The 17198-nt window shown below is 41.8% G+C and carries 18 protein-coding genes; 1 reads left to right on the top strand and 17 read right to left on the bottom strand.

Annotated elements, in window-relative coordinates; translation table 11 throughout:
* Positions 1 to 117 precede the first annotated feature (117 nt).
* From IGJ05_RS13560 to IGJ05_RS13485, 16 genes are all read right to left on the bottom strand, one after another.
* Positions 118 to 873 (bottom strand): DivIVA domain-containing protein, encoded by a 756-nt coding sequence (locus IGJ05_RS13560; RefSeq protein WP_005228824.1) that lies wholly within the window; start codon positions 871 to 873, stop codon positions 118 to 120.
* A 20-nt stretch (positions 874 to 893) separates the two neighbouring features.
* Positions 894 to 1676 carry an RNA-binding protein gene (locus tag IGJ05_RS13555; RefSeq protein ID WP_010749763.1) on the bottom strand — a complete coding sequence of 261 codons (783 nt, stop codon included), beginning with the start codon at positions 1674 to 1676 and terminating at the stop codon, positions 894 to 896.
* An 18-nt stretch (positions 1677 to 1694) separates the two neighbouring features.
* Positions 1695 to 1958 (bottom strand): YggT family protein, encoded by a 264-nt coding sequence (locus tag IGJ05_RS13550; protein ID WP_005228822.1) that lies wholly within the window; start codon positions 1956 to 1958, stop codon positions 1695 to 1697.
* 26 nt (positions 1959 to 1984) lie between these two features.
* A complete protein-coding gene (locus tag IGJ05_RS13545) occupies positions 1985 to 2638 on the bottom strand; it encodes a cell division protein SepF (protein ID WP_010749764.1) in 654 nt (217 codons plus the stop codon).
* A gap of 16 nt (positions 2639 to 2654) precedes the next feature.
* Complete coding sequence (locus IGJ05_RS13540; protein ID WP_005228817.1) at positions 2655 to 3326, bottom strand: YggS family pyridoxal phosphate-dependent enzyme; 672 nt, start codon at positions 3324 to 3326, stop codon at positions 2655 to 2657.
* 12 nt (positions 3327 to 3338) lie between these two features.
* Positions 3339 to 4583 carry a cell division protein FtsZ gene (ftsZ, locus tag IGJ05_RS13535; protein WP_005228816.1) on the bottom strand — a complete coding sequence of 415 codons (1245 nt, stop codon included), beginning with the start codon at positions 4581 to 4583 and terminating at the stop codon, positions 3339 to 3341.
* Positions 4584 to 4614: 31 nt separating this feature from the next.
* Positions 4615 to 5937, bottom strand: coding sequence for a cell division protein FtsA (gene ftsA, locus IGJ05_RS13530; protein WP_005228814.1), 1323 nt, complete (start codon positions 5935 to 5937; stop codon positions 4615 to 4617).
* Between the two features lie 153 nt (positions 5938 to 6090).
* A complete protein-coding gene (locus IGJ05_RS13525; RefSeq protein ID WP_081116377.1) occupies positions 6091 to 7074 on the bottom strand; it encodes a cell division protein FtsQ/DivIB in 984 nt (327 codons plus the stop codon).
* Positions 7075 to 7160: 86 nt separating this feature from the next.
* A complete protein-coding gene (gene murG / locus IGJ05_RS13520; RefSeq protein WP_010749767.1) occupies positions 7161 to 8255 on the bottom strand; it encodes an undecaprenyldiphospho-muramoylpentapeptide beta-N-acetylglucosaminyltransferase in 1095 nt (364 codons plus the stop codon).
* Positions 8256 to 8270: 15 nt separating this feature from the next.
* Entirely contained in the window at positions 8271 to 9629 is a 1359-nt protein-coding gene (gene murD, locus IGJ05_RS13515) for a UDP-N-acetylmuramoyl-L-alanine--D-glutamate ligase (RefSeq protein WP_266166545.1), read from the bottom strand.
* 12 nt (positions 9630 to 9641) lie between these two features.
* Entirely contained in the window at positions 9642 to 10604 is a 963-nt protein-coding gene (gene mraY, locus IGJ05_RS13510) for a phospho-N-acetylmuramoyl-pentapeptide-transferase (RefSeq protein ID WP_010749769.1), read from the bottom strand.
* Positions 10605 to 10623: 19 nt separating this feature from the next.
* Positions 10624 to 12819 (bottom strand): penicillin-binding transpeptidase domain-containing protein, encoded by a 2196-nt coding sequence (locus IGJ05_RS13505; RefSeq protein WP_087627818.1) that lies wholly within the window; start codon positions 12817 to 12819, stop codon positions 10624 to 10626.
* Positions 12820 to 13239: a cell division protein FtsL gene (ftsL, locus tag IGJ05_RS13500; RefSeq protein ID WP_266166546.1), complete on the bottom strand. Its 420-nt coding sequence runs from the start codon at positions 13237 to 13239 to the stop codon at positions 12820 to 12822. It lies immediately after the preceding gene.
* A 5-nt stretch (positions 13240 to 13244) separates the two neighbouring features.
* A complete protein-coding gene (rsmH, locus tag IGJ05_RS13495) occupies positions 13245 to 14204 on the bottom strand; it encodes a 16S rRNA (cytosine(1402)-N(4))-methyltransferase RsmH (protein WP_005228794.1) in 960 nt (319 codons plus the stop codon).
* Between the two features lie 25 nt (positions 14205 to 14229).
* Positions 14230 to 14661, bottom strand: coding sequence for a division/cell wall cluster transcriptional repressor MraZ (mraZ, locus tag IGJ05_RS13490; RefSeq protein WP_005228792.1), 432 nt, complete (start codon positions 14659 to 14661; stop codon positions 14230 to 14232).
* A 198-nt stretch (positions 14662 to 14859) separates the two neighbouring features.
* Entirely contained in the window at positions 14860 to 15228 is a 369-nt protein-coding gene (locus IGJ05_RS13485) for a DUF3397 domain-containing protein (RefSeq protein ID WP_005228786.1), read from the bottom strand.
* A gap of 332 nt (positions 15229 to 15560) precedes the next feature.
* On the opposite strand from IGJ05_RS13485, the gene IGJ05_RS13480 reads away from it, so the two are divergent.
* On the top strand, positions 15561 to 15680 hold the full coding sequence (locus IGJ05_RS13480) for a DUF4044 domain-containing protein (RefSeq protein WP_005237290.1): 120 nt from the start codon (positions 15561 to 15563) through the stop codon (positions 15678 to 15680).
* Between the two features lie 65 nt (positions 15681 to 15745).
* Here IGJ05_RS13480 and cls read toward each other — a convergent pair whose 3' ends face one another.
* Complete coding sequence (gene cls / locus IGJ05_RS13475; RefSeq protein WP_005228785.1) at positions 15746 to 17191, bottom strand: cardiolipin synthase; 1446 nt, start codon at positions 17189 to 17191, stop codon at positions 15746 to 15748.
* Positions 17192 to 17198: the final 7 nt, after the last annotated feature.

The raw sequence follows: 17198 nt of genomic DNA, 5'->3' as shown, positions 1-17198 counted from the left end.
TAATCGGCTCTTTAAAGAACGCAACTCACAGATGATCTGATTTCTTACAGGGTTTTATTTGGCTTCCACTCTCCCAAACTCGCTTGAAAAATATAAGAAATTTTTCTGTTCTGTGTCTTAGTTGTTATCTGTTTTGTTCAATTCATCTAATAAGTTTCTCGCATCATCTAATGTTTTCACTTCAGGGCTTTCGCTTACATCAACGATTTTTTCATCTGATTCAACAACGTCCACATCAAATGTGTCCACTGCTTCTGAGTTTACTCCAGAACCATTTTCACTGTCAAGTTCTTTTGATAAAACTTCTCTGATTACTTGATGGGAATCTTGCACGTAGCTTGAAAATGGCGCCAAAATCTCTTCCCACTCGGGGCTCTTCACTTGTTCTAATTGGGTTTGTAACATAACCAATAAGTTGTTGTGGAAGACTCTGGTTTTCTTCTTCAAGTCATTTGTTTCTGTTGCCAATTGACGGGCATTGTCTGTTGCATCCGTTAAAATCTCTTTGGCTTTTTCTTCCGCTGAGGTCATCAAGGCATGGGCATGTTTTTCTGCAGTAGCAACCATTTCATCCGCACGGTTTTGGGCAGACGTAACGATCACTTCTGATTCTTTGCTTGCGCTTGTTTTTACTTTATCCGCGGTATCTTGAGCCACGATGATGGATTGGTTCAAAGCGTCTTTCAGTTCATTGAAATACTCTAGTTTTTCTTCGGCGTGTTTCAATGATTTCTCTAACTCGCGATTGCGTTGAACCGCTTCTTCATAATCGCGGACGATCATATCCAAAAAGTCATCGACTTCGTCTTGGTTGTATCCTCTCATTTTTACTGAAAAGTTTTTATTTTGAATGTCTAATGGAGTTAATGCCATATTCTATACACCTCTTTGATTTATTTACGTAATACACCTAATAACAATCTAACTTTTTCTTTTTTCGTGGTTCCTTCTAACCCCTGTATTTGAATCCGACCAAATCCTCTTACTGAAACGATATCCAGTAAATCCAGAACAAAATCTGGTCGTAGTGCTTCTGTCCAGTTTACTTTTACTTTTCCTGATTCGATCAACTGTTTCGAACGCTGACGTGAGATGTTGTATACGGCAGAGATCACTGTATCAAGACGCAATGAACTAACCGTTTCTCTTTCCTCGGTCCAGCCATCTTTAGGAACGATCAACTCGGTGTATTTTGTTTCTTCCAAGCGCACCGAGACGTTTCCGATTTTATCCACTTGGAGTTGGATAAAATGACTGACTTCAGCGGCAACGAATACTTGCCATATTTCACCATCGGAAAGAATGTCTCCAAAGTATTCCCTCTTGACTCCAGTCCCCATTAACGTGCCTAAAACTTTTCCATGACTCAACACCGTAAATTTTTTCGGGTATTGAATCGTAAACAAAGTCATGTCAAACTCATCGGTGGTGGGCTCATAATAATCGGGATAAATCAAACAACGTCGTCTTTCAGCAGCTTCGTAACCACCAAAAAAGCGGAAGCTTAAATCCGTTGATTGACGAATCAAGCTTTCTAAAATATACGCTTGTCTCGGATCTAAAAAATCAGTTAAGTAAGGCGCATACTGCATTTGCACTTGTTCGATCCATCCTTGAGCGGAATCAATAAAAGGGCGTTCATCGTTTCGAAAATGTTGATAGACATTTGCGTTCACCGATAACCACCCCTTACGTTAAAATAAAATTGATTGTAAGATCAATATCAATGCTTGTGATGCTAGCTGTAAGACGATAATTGCAAACGCAATCGTAAAATCAATACCAGCAAAACTTAATTTCAATCGATCAAATAAACTCAAATACGGTTCACACACTTTTGCTAAGAAACGGCCAAAAGCGGATTGATACCCTCCTGGAAACCAAGACAAAAGTGCATAGATCACTAATAAAATGGTATACAGATAAACAGCATCACTTAGTAATTTAACGAATCTCAAAAATAAAATTGGCGTTCCTCCTCACTTTAGATATCAAAAAAATTGGTATCTGCTAATGTTTGGGCAGTGCCTTCAATTTCCATACCCTTAGGCGTGCAAAGAAAAATTTCATCGCCAACACGCTTGATATCACCATCTTCAGCGTACACTGTTCCTGTTAAAAAATCAACTATTCGACGAGCTTGGTACTCTTCAATTAAATGAAAATTAACAAGTACAGCATCCCCATTGATGACCTGCTTGGCAATCCCCATCGCTTCGGAATAGACGCGTGGCTCTACGATCGTTATTTTACCAGCTGCTTGTGCGGGTGTTTCTTTTGCTTTTGTTTCTTTGACTCTCGTATTGCTTCTTTGTTGTGCCATCGGAACGACTTTTTCTTCCGTCTTCGTCACCGGTCTTACCCGTTCAGCCGCAGCTGAGGCTTGTTGATAGACAGCTGCTTGTGGTTGCTGTCTGTATTGATAGGCTTGATTTTGTGGTTGACTTGTTGTACGTGTTGCCGCTTGGCCAGATGCATACGTATTCGTGGTTGCTCTGGGGGCTGTAAAAGCTCCTCCTTGGTTCACAGCTTGTTTAGACGCTGTGCGTGCCGGTTCTTCCGTGGCAAATGTTTCTTCGTAGTAATCTTCTTCGTCAGTCAATCCAAAAAAATTGGTCAGTTTCTCTTTGAGCGACATCGGTCAACCTCCTTTTTTATTGAAATAATGCTGTTCCTACACGAATAAATGTTGCACCTTCTTGAATCGCAATGGGAAAATCATTACTCATTCCCATACTCGTTTCTAAGCAAGGGGCATGTGTAAGATGCAGGTCAGCGATCTGTTGTTGAATCCTTTTTAATTCTTTAAAAATCTGATGCTGCTCGTCTTTGGAAGCAGTGAGCGGGGCCATCGTCATCAATCCAACAACACGAATTTTGTCGAACGAAGCAAGTGCTTCAATAAAAGCCATTACCTCTTCAACAAAAATCCCTTGTTTCGTTGCTTCCTGCGAAACATTCACTTCCACAAAGCAGTTGATCGGATGCTCTGCTCGTTTTTGAATTTCTTGTGCCAGTTTGATTGAATCTAACGCATGGAAAAAATCAATCTCATTTATAATTGATTTTACCTTTCTGCGTTGCAAATTGCCAATAAAATGCCAACGGACATCTGGATAATCCTTTAGTGCTGCCTTCTTTTCAAGTAGTTTTTCTACTCGATTTTCTGCACAATCCCGCACACCATTTTCTAAAAGGACTCTTGTTGTTTCTGTATCGACGGATTTTGTCACAGCTGTCAAACAGACATCACTGGCATTTCTAGAAACAAGAGCACAGGAATCCTGTATCTCTTGCTGAATCTTGTGCAAGTTCTCAGAAATCATGTGCTCTGCCCCCTAGCGTTTACGACGGAAAAATGGTGGTGTGCTTAATTCGTCGTCATCATTCGAACGTACTTCATCACGGCTGAAGGTATCGAATTCTTTCTTTTCTACATTTTCAAATGTGTTTTCTTCTACTTTAGGTCGTACATTTTGTTCTTTGCGGATATCCCAATCACCAAAGCCATTGCTTTCTTCTGCTTGCGCTGGGCGTGCTTGATCCATATCTAACGTTGGTTTTTGAGGGATAGAATGAATTTGACCTTGGCTTTGTCTGCTAGAGCGAGAACCCCGTTCTTTTTTTGAAGGGTCAATGCCGGTTGCAATGACAGTCACACGGATCTCATCGCCTAAGTCTTCATTGATTGATGTACCTAAGATAATGTTTACGTCGCCTGTTGCCGCATGAGCGACGATATCAGAAGCATCTTGTGCTTCAAATAAAGTCATATCCAATCCGCCAGTGATGTTCAATAGCACTTGTTCTGCGCCATCGATTGACGTTTCTAGTAATGGTGAAGAGATCGCTTTTTTCGTTGCTTCGATTACACGTTCTTCCCCGCTAGCAACACCGATTCCCATCAAGGCTGTGCCTTGATTTTCCATTACTGTTTTCACATCAGCGAAGTCTAAGTTGACATAGCCAGGTGCAGTGATCAAGTCTGAGATCCCTTGAACCCCTTGACGCAAGACATTGTCTGCTTCACGGAATGCTTCAAGCATTGGCGTTTTCTTGTCAACAACTTCTAATAAACGGTTGTTTGAGATGATCAATAAGGTATCGACATTCTCTTTTAATTTAGCGATGCCTTCAGCCGCAAAACGGCCACGTTTTGGTCCTTCAAATGTAAACGGACGAGTAACGACACCGACTGTCAACGCGCCGATTTCTTTAGCGATTTTCGCTACGATCGGTGCAGCACCTGTTCCGGTTCCGCCACCCATACCAGCGGTAATGAAAATCATGTCTGCGCCTTCTAATGATTCGCGAATAGAATCTTCACTTTCTTCCGCTGCTTTTTGACCAACTTCTGGTTGAGAGCCAGCACCAAGTCCGCGGGTATATTTAGGGCCTAATTGAATGACTGTTTCTGCTTTTGAGTTTTTTAACGCTTGAACGTCAGTGTTGGCTGCAATAAATTCTACGCCCTTGACATTTTCTTCGATCATACGATTAACTGCGTTGCCGCCACCGCCACCGACTCCGATGACTTTGATCACAGCGCCGTCATTGATGTTATTATCAATTGAAAATTCCATAATTTATCTTCCTCCTGAGAATCGTTTTAGATTATTCAAAGATATTTGAGAAGAAATCTTTTACTCGGTTTGTGATCGACTCACCTTTTTTCTCTTCTTCTGCTTCTTCATAAGTTTCTTCTGGCGCTTCATATTGTTCGTAATGCACTTCTTGTTGTTGAATAGCAACGGGCTGTTGCGCCACTGTTTTTTCACCAGTGATCGCACTTTTGGCAAGCTGGTACACTTCGCTTAAGTTTGCCGAATAGTCAACGATACTGATCACATTCGTGAAAACAGGATTTCTAAGTCCCATATGATTAGGAACGTAAAGCTTGACGTTTGTTTCGAATACTTCTTGAGCAAGATCTACGACACCAGGAAGACTTGCAGCGCCACCAGTCAAGATCACGCCACCCGGTAAATCAAGTCCATCGATTTCGTCTAGGACTTCTTTTGATTTGGTGAATATTTGTTCCATACGGGCTTCAATGATTTCTGATAAATAGCGTTCATCGATTTTCACTGGTTCTGATTTTCCGATCACATCAACCGGAAATTCTTCGCTGGCTGAAGTGCGTTCAGGATACGCATCCCCATAATTGATCTTCAATGCTTCTGCATTGTTGAAAGAGGTATTTAAAACCGTCGAAATGTCTTTTGTGACAAATTCGCCGCCCTCTTGGTTCACATGGGTGAATTTCAATTGCTTGTCGTGCATCGCTGCTGTGGTTGTTTGGCCGCCACCAATGTCGATGACGATCGTACCAAAATCTTTTTCACCGTCTGATAAAATCGATTCCGTTAGTGCTAATGGCGTAATGACTACTTCATTAACAATCAGACCAGATTTTTCAACACATTTGCGAATGTTGTGAATGATGGTTTTTGGTCCTGTATACACAACACCAAACATTTCTAGGCGAACCCCGATCATGCCACGAGGATCTTTGATTCCTTCAAAACCATCAACGGTAAATTCCTGCGGTAAAATAGCAATGATCTGTCTTTCAGGAGGGGTAGAACGAACGAGTGCTGCGGAGGCAACATTACGCACGTCTTCGTCGGTGATCTCTTTTGATTCACTATTGACAGCGATCATTCCTTGACAATTTTCCACTTCAAGAAGATTGGCTGGTACACCAACACTTACACTGCGAATTTGAATTCCTGCTTTTTCTTCTGCTTGTCTTACTGCTCTTTGAATGGCTTGTACCGTTTTATCGATATCTACAATGATCCCACGGTTGATTCCTTCTGATTTTGCATTACCTACACCAATGATATTCATTTGGCTGTCAACGTATTCGGCTACTACAACTTTTACAGATGTCGTACCGATATCAAGGCCAACATACATTCCCGTTTTTGCCATGGATGGGGTTCCCTCCTACTTAAATTGGATATATAGCGAACCATCACAGTCCGTTTTTAGAGTTCATTCGAATAATTTGTTCACTGTTACCAATTCTACCATATAATGGCGCTTTTTAGAAACAAGTTAATGAAAAAAACTCTTGAATTTTTCCTAAGAATCACTATCAGCTGTTTGATTTTCGTCTGCATCGTCTTCTTGTGTATTTGAAATTGGGTAAGTAAAGATTCCAACTTCCATATCCACAATACTGTCCTCGGTCAAATCTTTGGCAATTTGCGGATAATACTGCATTTGACTCACCATATTCGAAATGTTGACGATCACTTGATTGCCATCATTCATAAAGAGAGTCAGCAGCTCATCATTGCTGTCACGGGGGGTATATTTGATTTGAGAAACGCCATCGCGAATTTCTGAACTTAATTCTTGATAGGCACTAAGTGTTGCTTTGATTTTATCTTCAGCCGAAAAATTTTCTAAAACCGGCAATCCTTCCACTGGCTGCTCACTGATTTCATCTAACACAACGCCATTTTCTAAAACCGGCGCATAGCCACCATCTTGGGCTAGTAAAGCAACTTCTTGAAATTCAGTGACAGTGATATCGAAGCGATTGATACCAGATAGAGAAATTGAGGCATTTTTTATACGTGGCAATTCTTTTTTGATGGCAGACACGCTTTGATTACGTTCGAAAAATTGCGGCCACATCTCTTCATTGACGGTTAGGTCCGAATTTTCGAGAATTGCTTCTGCGGATACTTCATGATTGCCTTTGACGACCACATTCGCCAAACGACTAAGGGGCGAAACGAAATACAAAACAATCAATAAAGGAATCATCAACAATCCAATAATCAAGGCTAAACGGCGAATCAACACTTGGTTGCGGTACGCCTTTAGGTTAGGCAGCCGATCAGCAAAGGAGCGGGCCTTATTTTCTGGCTCTGGCAATGCTTCCTTCTCATCAACAGACTCTTCCATTGCTTCATCTGCTTCAAAAAATGTTTCTTCTTGCTCGTCTTCATGGTCTTTGGACGTATCTTCTGTTTCTTCAGGAGCAGGAGAAGACCAAGCTGGCTGATTGCCTTTTTCTTGCAAATACTTTAGATTTTCTTTTTGCCAAGGGGTCAACTCTTCCGTTGACGAGGGGGTTTGATCATCATGAGGTGTTTTGTCTTTACTAATGATAATCGCTCCTTTCTATCCCACACATTGTACTATTTGATTACCTCTTGCACAAGTCGAAATAATCGTTCTGAGGCATCGCTGATCCCTTGTTCTTTTGAGGCTTTTGCCATCTTACTACGAAGGGCTTCATCTTGCATGATACTGTCTACTGCTTCCACGAGGTTTTGACTGTTTAGTTCATGATCGGCAATCATTTTGACTGCTCCTGCATTGGCTAAACTTTGGGCGTTCTTCGTTTGGTGGTCATTGGTCACATAAGGACTAGGAATCAAAATCGCTGGAATCCCTAATGCAGTGAATTCTGCGATCGATGTGGCTCCTGCTCGTCCAATCAACAAATCACTATTTGCCATCACTTCTGCCATCTGATCAATGTAAGGGCGAATACTGATATTAGGAAAGGCATCTTTTGACATGCCGATTTTTTCTTCGATCTCTTTGTAATACCGTTCACCTGACGCATAGAGAAGCTGATACTCTTTTTGAGCAAACAGCGGCAGCGCATCAATGATCGCTTGATTGATTTTCAGTGCTCCTTGACTCCCACCAAAAACCAAGACCGTCTTTTTCGCCGGATTTAAATCGTAGGAAGACAAGATCGCGGACTTTTGACTGTTGCGTACTTCTTGACCTCTGGGATTCCCCACCAGCACCGTTTTCTTCGCTGGAAAGTACTGGGACGCATCGTGAAAGGCAATGGCGATTTTGTCCACATATTTGGTTAGAAATTTATTCGTAATCCCGGGAACACTATTTTGTTCATGAATAATTGTAGGAATTTTCAACTTCGCTGCAGCAAAGACCACCGCGCCAGAAACGTAGCCGCCGGTGCCGATCACCACATCCGGTTGAAACTCCTTGATGATTTTTTTGGCTGCGTAATAACTTTTCATGAAAAGTTGGATCGTTTTTACATTATCGAAGGACAACTTACGCTTAAAGCCTTGGATTTCTAATGTTTTAAAAGGAATACCTGTTGGAGGGACGATTTTATTTTCCAAGCCCCTTGTTGCACCAATGTATAAAAATTCGGCTGTCGGGTCAATCTCTTTTACATAATCGACAAAAGACAACGCTGGATAAATATGTCCGCCAGTACCGCCGCCAGTCACAAGTATTTTCATATCCGTCACTCATTTCTATTTAAGTTCTGCTACTGCCGCCATAAATTTGTCGCCGCGAACTTCAAAATTAGGGTATTGATCCCAACTTGCATTCGCAGGTGACAATAAAATCGTATCTCCAGCAGCACTTAAAGAAAAGGCTAATGGGACGGCTGTTTCAACATTGTCTGTCATTTCAATTGTTTTTACCCCTGCTGCTTGAGCAGCAGCGGCTAATTTTTCCTTTGTTTCACCAAACAACACGATGGCTTTTAGCCCTTTTAGTGCGGGAACTAATTCATCAAAGCTGTTCCCCCGATCCAGACCACCTGCCAATAAAATCAGTTTCTCATTGTCAAAGCCGCCTAATGCCATTTCTGTGGCTAGAATGTTTGTTGCTTTGGAGTCATTGAAAAATTTCACCTGATTGATGGTGGTGACATACTGAGTCCGATGGGGCACGCCTGTAAAGGTTTGTAACGCTTGCTTAATGGCTTCGTTTGGCATATCGCAAAGTTTACCGACAGCAATCGCTGCTAATGCATTTTCAATATTATGATCTCCTGGCACGCCAAGTTCATCAGCTGCCATAATCACTTCTTCTTTATAATAGAGGATACCGTCAAGCATGTACGCGCCTGCTACTTTTTCCTTGGTGGAAAAAGGAATGATTTGCGCTTTTGATTTTGCCGACAGTGCTTCTAGTTCTGGCTGGTTCCAGTTGATCACCAAATAATCATCTGCAGTCATTCGCTGTTGCAACCGCCACTTTGCTAGGACATACTCTGGACGACTGCCATGGTAATCGATATGGGCTTCATAAATATTGGTGATCACGGCGATTTTTGGTCGCAAAGTATCGATCCCCATCAATTGGAAGCTAGACAATTCCATGACTAATCGGTCTTCCGCTTTGGCCGTTTGAGCAACGGAACTTGCAGGAAACCCAATGTTCCCAGAAAGCAGTGCCTGCCCTTTTTGCATCCCTGCGTTTAAGACATTGGCGATCATGGTCGTTGTGGTGGTTTTTCCGTTCGTACCAGTAATGCCGATAATCGGAGCCTCAGAGATTTGATACGCTAGCTCCACTTCCGTGATTACAGGAATTTTTTTCTCTAAAGCTTTTTGAACAAGGGGCTGTGAATAAGGGATTCCTGGATTTTTCACAACTAACGAAAAGCCTTCATCCAATAATTCGATTGGGTGGCTGCCAGTGATCACTTTGACCCCTAACGCCAAAAGATCTTGTGCTTCGGGATTTTCAGCAAATGGCTTGCCGTCATTAACGGTCACAAGTGCGCCCAAATCATGTAACAATTTGGCCGCACTGAATCCACTACGCGCTAATCCTAGCACAAGAACTTTTTTATTTTGATATGTTTTAATTTTTTTCATTTTCTTCATCTCCTACCATACAAGGGCTATTGTGAGCAACGAGCAACCTAACGCAATACACCAAAAAACAGTGTCGATCTTCCACTCAGACCATCCGCTCATTTCAAAATGATGGTGGATGGGTGACATCTTGAAGATTCGTTTGCCCGTTAATTTGAATGATGCAACTTGCAGCATCACGCTTGCTGTTTCACAAACATAGACCAGTCCGACAAGCAAGAGGGTCCATTCTTGGTGTAAAAGAATCGAAATTGCTGCCAGCAGACCGCCTAAAGCCAGCGAGCCGACATCCCCCATAAAAATTTTAGCCGGTTTGCGATTGTACGGAAAGAAGCCGATCAATCCGCCAATGATTGCTAGACAAACGATCAATACATCAATTTGATCTTGCCGCCAAGCAATCAGTGCGTAAGTTGAAAAAGAAATCGTGCCCAGTCCTGCGACCAGACCATCGATACCGTCGGTCAAGTTGACTGCATTTGAAAAACCGACCAGCCAAAAGATGACGAACACTCCGTAAAAGATCGACAGTGGCACATCGATCCCAAAGAAATTTAACACGTCTGCATTGCCTTCCGCTCGAAAAACAAAGTAAAAGACGAGTCCGCCTAAAATTTGTCCAATCAATTTTTGCAGCGAGTTTAAGCCCATATTTCTTTTGCGGAAAATCTTGATGAAATCGTCAAGAAATCCTAATGCACCATAAACCAAGGTAATGAACAAAAGAATGAACAATGAAGCAGTCAGTTGATTTTGCCATGCCCCTACCCAAATTGCAGTGATCATTGCAGAAATCAAAAATACAAACCCACCCATCGTTGGTGTACCAGCCTTTACGTTATGCCATTTAGGGCCGTCACCACGTATTTCCTGTCCGTATTTCTTCATTTGAAAATAGCCGATAAACAAAGGCATTGCGGCTGTTACGATCGCAAAGCCGCTTGCCAAAGGTAATATCATCTCTGTCCATTCCATATCGTTCTCTCCTATTATTCTATTCGTTTTCGCTTAGTGTAAACTTGATCGATTGTCCCGATAACTCAGTATAAGGCTCCACGCTCTGTTTGGTACAATAGCCGTCCCCTTCAAAACTGACGTCCACATTCAACAGACTGCCAAATTTGATCAAATCTGCTTTGGACCAGGAGGTCGTATCAGGCATGTAATACTTGTCGCTATCCGTAATCAGCAGTACCCGTCCGCCAGGCATGATCGAAGTGCCGCTGTCAACGGACTGTGCGATGACCTTCTCGCCATCACCGATGACAACAGGGGTCAACCCAGCTTTTTGAACGTCAGTTGCCGCTGATTCTGTATCAAGATTACGATAATCCCCTACAGTCGTTTCACTACCAGAGGTTGTACTATCTTCTAATGCAGAATTTTTCAGATCCATGACTCGTTTCATCAATGGATTGGCAATTTCACCCAACACGGTGCTTTCGTGCTTCTCTGGCAATTTAATCGTCAAATACAAAATATATTCAGGTTCTTCTGAAGGAAACATCAAAACAACAGAATACAGATAATTGGTACCACCAGACAAATACTTACCGGTCGTTGGATCGGCTACTTGGGCTGTCCCCGTTTTCGCGGAAATATTGTAGCCCGGTAGTTCATAGACACCATAAGCACTTCCGTAATTTTCACTTTCGACAACATCACGCATATATTCCCGTACTTTTGTTGCCGCTTCTGCTGTGATGGGATGGCCAACTTCTTCTGGTTGTGTGACCGTTTCTTCTCCTGTATTGCCATCAACGATTTTACTAATAAATTGTGGTTTTAACATCGTTCCGTTATTTGCCACCGACGTAAAGGCCTGCATCATTTGGAAATTCGTCACACCAATCGCTTGACCAAATGACGTCATCGCTTGGCTGACAGGGTTATCCTCTGGTGTGATCCCAGTATTTTCGTTAGGCAATCCTGAATAGGTACTGCGACCAAAACCAAATTCTTTTAAGTATTGTTGCCAACGATCTGCCATTCGCTGTTCCAAGGTCACCATTCCAATATTACTCGACCATGAAAGTGCTTGGCGCATCGTCAGTGTTCCTTTTTGACCGAAGTCCCAGTCGTTGATGGTTGCATCATAAAGTTTCATTCCATCAGGGCTTGGGGTAAAAGTTTCGTTTTCATTAAAGATCCCTTGATCGATCGCTGCTGCCGTCGTCAAGATCTTCATGGTTGATCCTGGCTCGTAGTTGTCCTCAACTAATAGGTTTTGCCAATCATTGATGGAATCCAAATTTTCTGGATTATAGGTTGGCCGCTGCGCCATCGCCACGATCTCACCCGTTTTTGCATCCATCAAGTTCGCTGTTAAGTTTTCTGGTTTGTTTTCTTTAAAGACACTGTCCATCAGCGTTTCCAAGTAGCTTTGGATTCGACTATCGATGGTCGTATAGACGTCTTTTCCATCCACCGCTGCAACAGTTTCGGCTACGGTTCCTGGCAACGGATTTTGATTGTTATCTTTTTGATAAACGATCTCGCCATCGGTCCCAGAAAGCACGTCATTGTACGCAGCTTCTAGTCCCGTTTTCCCAACTAGACCAGTATCGTCATCATTGGCAACAGCATACCCGATAAAGTGAGAAGAAAAGACACCATTCGGATAAAGACGAGCTGGATGACTGTCAAAATGAAAGCCAGCAATCCCTTCTTTTTCCATTGCATCTTCAATCGCATTCTTTTGTTCTAATGTAATATTGTTCCCTTTGCTTCCAAAAGAAACACGCCATAATTGTTGCTCAAGCCCTTCTTCTAATGTATTGACTGCTGTTTCTTGGTCGATGGACAATACATCCGACAAGATTTTGCCCAATTTATTGAAGTTTGCTTTTTCTGCAAAAAGATTCTTTTTGCCATCTTTGTAATTTTGGTTCAAAACAGCGTAAATTGAATAGGAAGTCACATCTTCAGCAATTGGAATCCCATTGCGGTCATAGATCGTTCCACGTTTCGCTTTGATGACTTCACTGCCTTCATAAAGATTTTTCGTTTTTTCAGCTAAGGAAGTCCCAGCGACATCTCCGACAATGACGATGTAGCTCAAACGCGTGACAAACAAAAAGAACAATCCAATACTCGTAGCAAAGAGAATAATACCTACTTTTTTGCGATTGTTCGTTGTAGTTTGATTGTTCTTTTTTAAGTATTGCTTGAATTTATCTGTTAACTTCATTTAGTCCACTTTCCTTAAATTGCCGTCATCGATCGACAATCCATTATCCTCAGCAATCTTTTGGATGCGCTCGGTTTTAGAAAATTCATTTTTCTCTTGTTCCAACTGTTCTGCTTGTGTTGTTTTTTCATTGATATCCGATTGGATCAAAGAAATATCGTGTTCGACTTGACTGATATTGGTTCGAATATTGATGGTCAAGATCGCCAACGTCAATACAGAGATGATCACAAAGGCAGCGATCAGTTTTTCCAGAGTAGAAATGCTTTTTAACCGACGAGCCGGAGATGCTGGTACGCGGATGACCTCAGGACGCTGGGGATCAGTAGGCAGTTTTTCAGTTGTCGGTTCAGAGTGTTCCATAGGTTGTGATTCAAGTGGTTCTCTGAATTCATAGTCATGAACTTTTAGTTCTGCCATAGTTGTTACCCTTCGCTTTCCTTGATTTTTTCCGCGATTCGCAGTTTCGCACTGCGAGAACGATTATTTTCAGCTACTTCTTCCTCAGTTGGAAGTAGTGGTTTTCTTGTTATAAGTTTAAGTGTTGGTTGGAATTCTTCTGGTATCATCGGCAAACCTGGCGGCATATCCTTCGGTGTGCTGTATTCCTTGAACATCGATTTCACGATGCGATCTTCTAAAGAGTGAAACGTGATGACACTCACACGTCCGTTGACTGCTAAAAGATGAATCGCTTGTTCAAGTGATTCTTCAATCACACCTAGCTCATCATTGACTGCAATGCGAATGGCTTGGAAAACCCGTTTTGCAGGGTGTCCGCCTTTTCTTCTTGCTGGCGCCGGAATGGCTGTTTTGATGATATCGACCAACTCACCCGTTGTTTCGATTGGATGATCTTGTCGCACCCGCTCGATTTCACGAGCGATTTGTTTCGAGAATTTTTCTTCTCCATAACGGAAGAAGATTTTGACTAATTGGTGGTAGTCGAATTGATTGACTACTTCATAGGCAGTCAATGCTGCAGTTTGATCCATCCGCATATCCAGCGGTGCATCTTGGTGGTAGCTAAAGCCGCGTTCGGCTTCATCTAATTGGGGTGAGGAAACACCTAAATCGTACAAAATCCCATCGACTCGGCTCACACCGTGTTGATGCAATGCTTCCTTTAAATAGCGGAAATTACTTTTAATGAACGTAACCATTCCTTTAGCAACATATGGTGCTAAACGTTCTTTCGCATGATCGATAGCAGTTTGGTCTTGATCAAAAGCAAAGAGATGTCCCTCTTCAGACAGTTGCGACAATAAATATTCACTATGACCGGCTCCACCTAATGTACAATCGACATAGACGCCTTCTGGACGAATCTTTAACCCATCAACGGTCTCCTGTAGCATAACGGTGTAGTGTTGAAAATCTGCCATGTGTTTTTTCCTCTTCCTATCAAGCCTATAAGCCAAAATCAATCATTGTTTCAGCAATTTCATCAAAGTTTTCTTCTGCTTCTTCAGAGAATGCTTGCCAACGCGTTTCATCCCAAATCTCGATTCGGTTTGAAACGCCGATGATCACACAGCTTTTGGTAAGGTCTGCATGATTTCTTAATGTAACAGGGATATTGATTCGTCCTTGTTTATCGATTTCGCACTCTGTTGCAGCAGAATAAAAGAAGCGGACAAATGTCCGAGCGTCCTTTTTCGCTAAAGGCATTTCGTTTAGTTTTTCTTCAAGTTTTTCCCATTCAGATAAGGGGTAGCCAAATAAACAGCCATCTAATCCACGTGTCACAACAAATTTTTCTCCGAGTTTTTCTCGTAGTTTTGAAGGGACGATTAGTCGGCCTTTTGCATCTATCGAATGTTGAAATTCACCCATAAACATCGATAAATAACCCCCGATCTCCACCTGATATTCACAGTCTACCACAATCCCCCACTTTCTACCACAAATTATATGAAATTTGAAAGGGAAGTTGTTTGACTTTTCTTTACCAAATGAGGAAAAAGAGGAAAACCGACTACTTAAAGTTTTTAAAAAAACTTTAAGTGAAAAAATGGGCGTTTATCAAGAGTCAAAACACTATAAGTAACTAACAATATTTAGAATGATCAAAACGACATGAAAAATGATCGTAAATAGAAAAATACTACGCCAATACATCTTTAAATAGCGACCATATTGGATCTCCTCATAGTAATATGCCTGAAAAACTGCCAGCAGAATCCCTAATAAAAAAATGGAGATCAAATAGTACAATGTGATCGCTTGATCAAAAGTATACTTTGATAATTGATGAATCCCGACCATCAAAAACGGTACTGCTAAATCCGGTGCCTTCACGTGGTAACGATCATTCAAGGACAACGCGGAAACAATGAACCGACAGGCGAAATAGACGAGCACAGGGAAGATATACCAAAACAAAACGATTGGATTAAATCCAGACATACAGCAAAATCCTTTCTAACAACTAGTGTCACTATACTTTATTTTCTTTACATCCGTGTTTCAGTTCTTTTAAAAATCTGAGCTGGAATAAGACAGTCATGAAATTTTTTAAGGAGCCTCTTTGTTCACCAGCTGACTTTTGAAAGTCTTGAAGAATGCATTTCTTTACCTATTAAAACAGAAGGGCGTATCTTCAACAAGTCTATCTTGCCATTCTAATGATTTTTTTTGTCCTGAAATTGAAAATTTCTTAATTTCTCCTTGGTTCAACTTGAGTTCTTGTGTATTTGAGGGTAAACTGTCACTAGAATAACTCTAAAAGGTGGATTAGAATGAACGAGAAAAAACCAAAAAGTACCTTTGCAAAAATCACGCAAGTCGTGATCTGGACCATGCTTATTCTCACTGTTGGCTCGATTTTCTTAGCAGCATACACAAGTATTATGGGTTAATCCTATTAAAAAAGTGCCCTTTTCCAAAATGATGGCTTCCATCTTTTGGAAAAGGGCACTTTTTTTTACAGCAAGGGTGACACAAGGCGTGCCAAGCCTTCTTTGATTTTGATCGTCAGCTTTCTTTGCTGATACGCTTCGATCGTTAAGTGCTTAGAATCGATCGAATCCGCCAGAAACGCTTCTTTCGTTTGCGTCGCGAGTTGTGCATCGTAGATGATCGTATTGACCTCAAAGTCTAAACGAAACGATCGGACATCGATATTTGCTGAACCAATCGAAACGAGCCCACTGTCAATGATCATCGTTTTTGCATGCATAAACCCTTTCTCATAGGTTTCGATGACTGCCCCAAAATGCAGCAGCTCAGCCGCAAAGGAATAGGTCGCCCAATATACCAAGGGATGATCCGGTTTGTTAGGGATTTGTATATGAACTTTCACCCCAGAAAGCAGTGCCAACTTCAAGGCATTGTGAATGGCTTCATCCGGAATATAATAAGGTGTTTGGATCAAGATTTCCTTTTTGGCTAAGTTGATCATTTTCAGATAGGTCATTTTGATTTCTTCATGTTCCGTATCAGGACCACTCGTGATGACTTGGGCTGCAACTGTCCCGACTTGTTTAATTTCAGGAAACAAGGAAGGATCATATTTGATCTCCAACGCATGTTGTGAATTCCAATCCATCAAAAACCGATTTTGCAGCGAATAGACAGCTGAACCGGCAATTCGCAAGTGATTGTCTCGCCAATAACCGAATTTTTCCACTTGCCCTAGATATTCATCTCCCACATTAAAACCGCCTGTATAGCCAATTTCTCCATCGATCACCACGATTTTCCGATGATTTCGATAATTGATTCGCGGATTGACATAAGGAACGAATAAGGGAAAGAAGAAGGCAATTTGACCGCCATGTAGACGCAACTCATCAAAAAACTTCAATGATACTTGGGTGCTGCCCCAAGCATCTAATAAGACTCTTACTTTTACGCCTCGCTTCGCCGCGCGCACCAGTGCCTCTTTGACTTCATTTCCCAATGTATCACTGCGATAAATGTAATATTCCATATGAATGTGATTTTTTGCCTGTTCGATATCCGCGATCAAGGCATCAAATTTCTGCCGTCCGTCGGTATAAAGCGTCATACTATTCGCTGTCGTATACAGGGATTGCCCAAAGACTGTCAACAGGTAGACCAGCTGCTGCACTTCTACCTGCGCGGTCGGCGGATGCGGAAACAGCTGTCGAGCGAGCGCTTGTTTTTGTTCTTCTAATTCAACATTCAGCCCCACCTTTGCCTGTGAGCGCATATCAAAGATCTTTTCCTTAGAGATCCCTCTACCAAAGAAAAAGTAAAGCACAAAGCCAACGATTGGAATGAACATCAAGACCAAAAGCCAGGCCCACGTTTGAGCAGTCTGCCGCCTTTCTCTGAAAATGATAATGATTGATAACAAAATATTGACTATAAATAAAATAGTTACCAAATTATCCATTACAACCATTTCTCCA

This window comes from Enterococcus sp. AZ167, assembly GCF_051714025.1.
GTDB classification, from domain to species: Bacteria; Bacillota; Bacilli; order Lactobacillales; family Enterococcaceae; genus Enterococcus_D; species Enterococcus_D casseliflavus.
The sequence above is the reverse complement of the archived record's forward strand: the minus strand, read 5'-3'. Positions and strand labels throughout refer to the sequence as shown.

Coding starts and splice junctions, on each gene's coding strand:
- IGJ05_RS13560 (WP_005228824.1), bottom strand. CDS start 873: ATGGCATTAACTCCATTAGACATTCAAAATAAAAACTTTTCAGTAAAA.
- ftsA (WP_005228814.1), bottom strand. CDS start 5,937: ATGGCAAAAACGGGAATGTATGTTGGCCTTGATATCGGTACGACATCT.
- cls (WP_005228785.1), bottom strand. CDS start 17,191: ATGGTTGTAATGGATAATTTGGTAACTATTTTATTTATAGTCAATATT.
- mraZ (WP_005228792.1), bottom strand. CDS start 14,661: ATGTTTATGGGTGAATTTCAACATTCGATAGATGCAAAAGGCCGACTA.
- murG (WP_010749767.1), bottom strand. CDS start 8,255: ATGAAAATACTTGTGACTGGCGGCGGTACTGGCGGACATATTTATCCA.
- IGJ05_RS13540 (WP_005228817.1), bottom strand. CDS start 3,326: ATGATTTCTGAGAACTTGCACAAGATTCAGCAAGAGATACAGGATTCC.
- murD (WP_266166545.1), bottom strand. CDS start 9,629: ATGAAAAAAATTAAAACATATCAAAATAAAAAAGTTCTTGTGCTAGGA.
- IGJ05_RS13545 (WP_010749764.1), bottom strand. CDS start 2,638: ATGTCGCTCAAAGAGAAACTGACCAATTTTTTTGGATTGACTGACGAA.
- IGJ05_RS13485 (WP_005228786.1), bottom strand. CDS start 15,228: ATGTCTGGATTTAATCCAATCGTTTTGTTTTGGTATATCTTCCCTGTG.
- IGJ05_RS13505 (WP_087627818.1), bottom strand. CDS start 12,819: ATGAAGTTAACAGATAAATTCAAGCAATACTTAAAAAAGAACAATCAA.
- ftsL (WP_266166546.1), bottom strand. CDS start 13,239: ATGGCAGAACTAAAAGTTCATGACTATGAATTCAGAGAACCACTTGAA.
- IGJ05_RS13480 (WP_005237290.1), top strand. CDS start 15,561: ATGAACGAGAAAAAACCAAAAAGTACCTTTGCAAAAATCACGCAAGTC.
- ftsZ (WP_005228816.1), bottom strand. CDS start 4,583: ATGGAATTTTCAATTGATAATAACATCAATGACGGCGCTGTGATCAAA.
- rsmH (WP_005228794.1), bottom strand. CDS start 14,204: ATGGCAGATTTTCAACACTACACCGTTATGCTACAGGAGACCGTTGAT.
- mraY (WP_010749769.1), bottom strand. CDS start 10,604: ATGGAATGGACAGAGATGATATTACCTTTGGCAAGCGGCTTTGCGATC.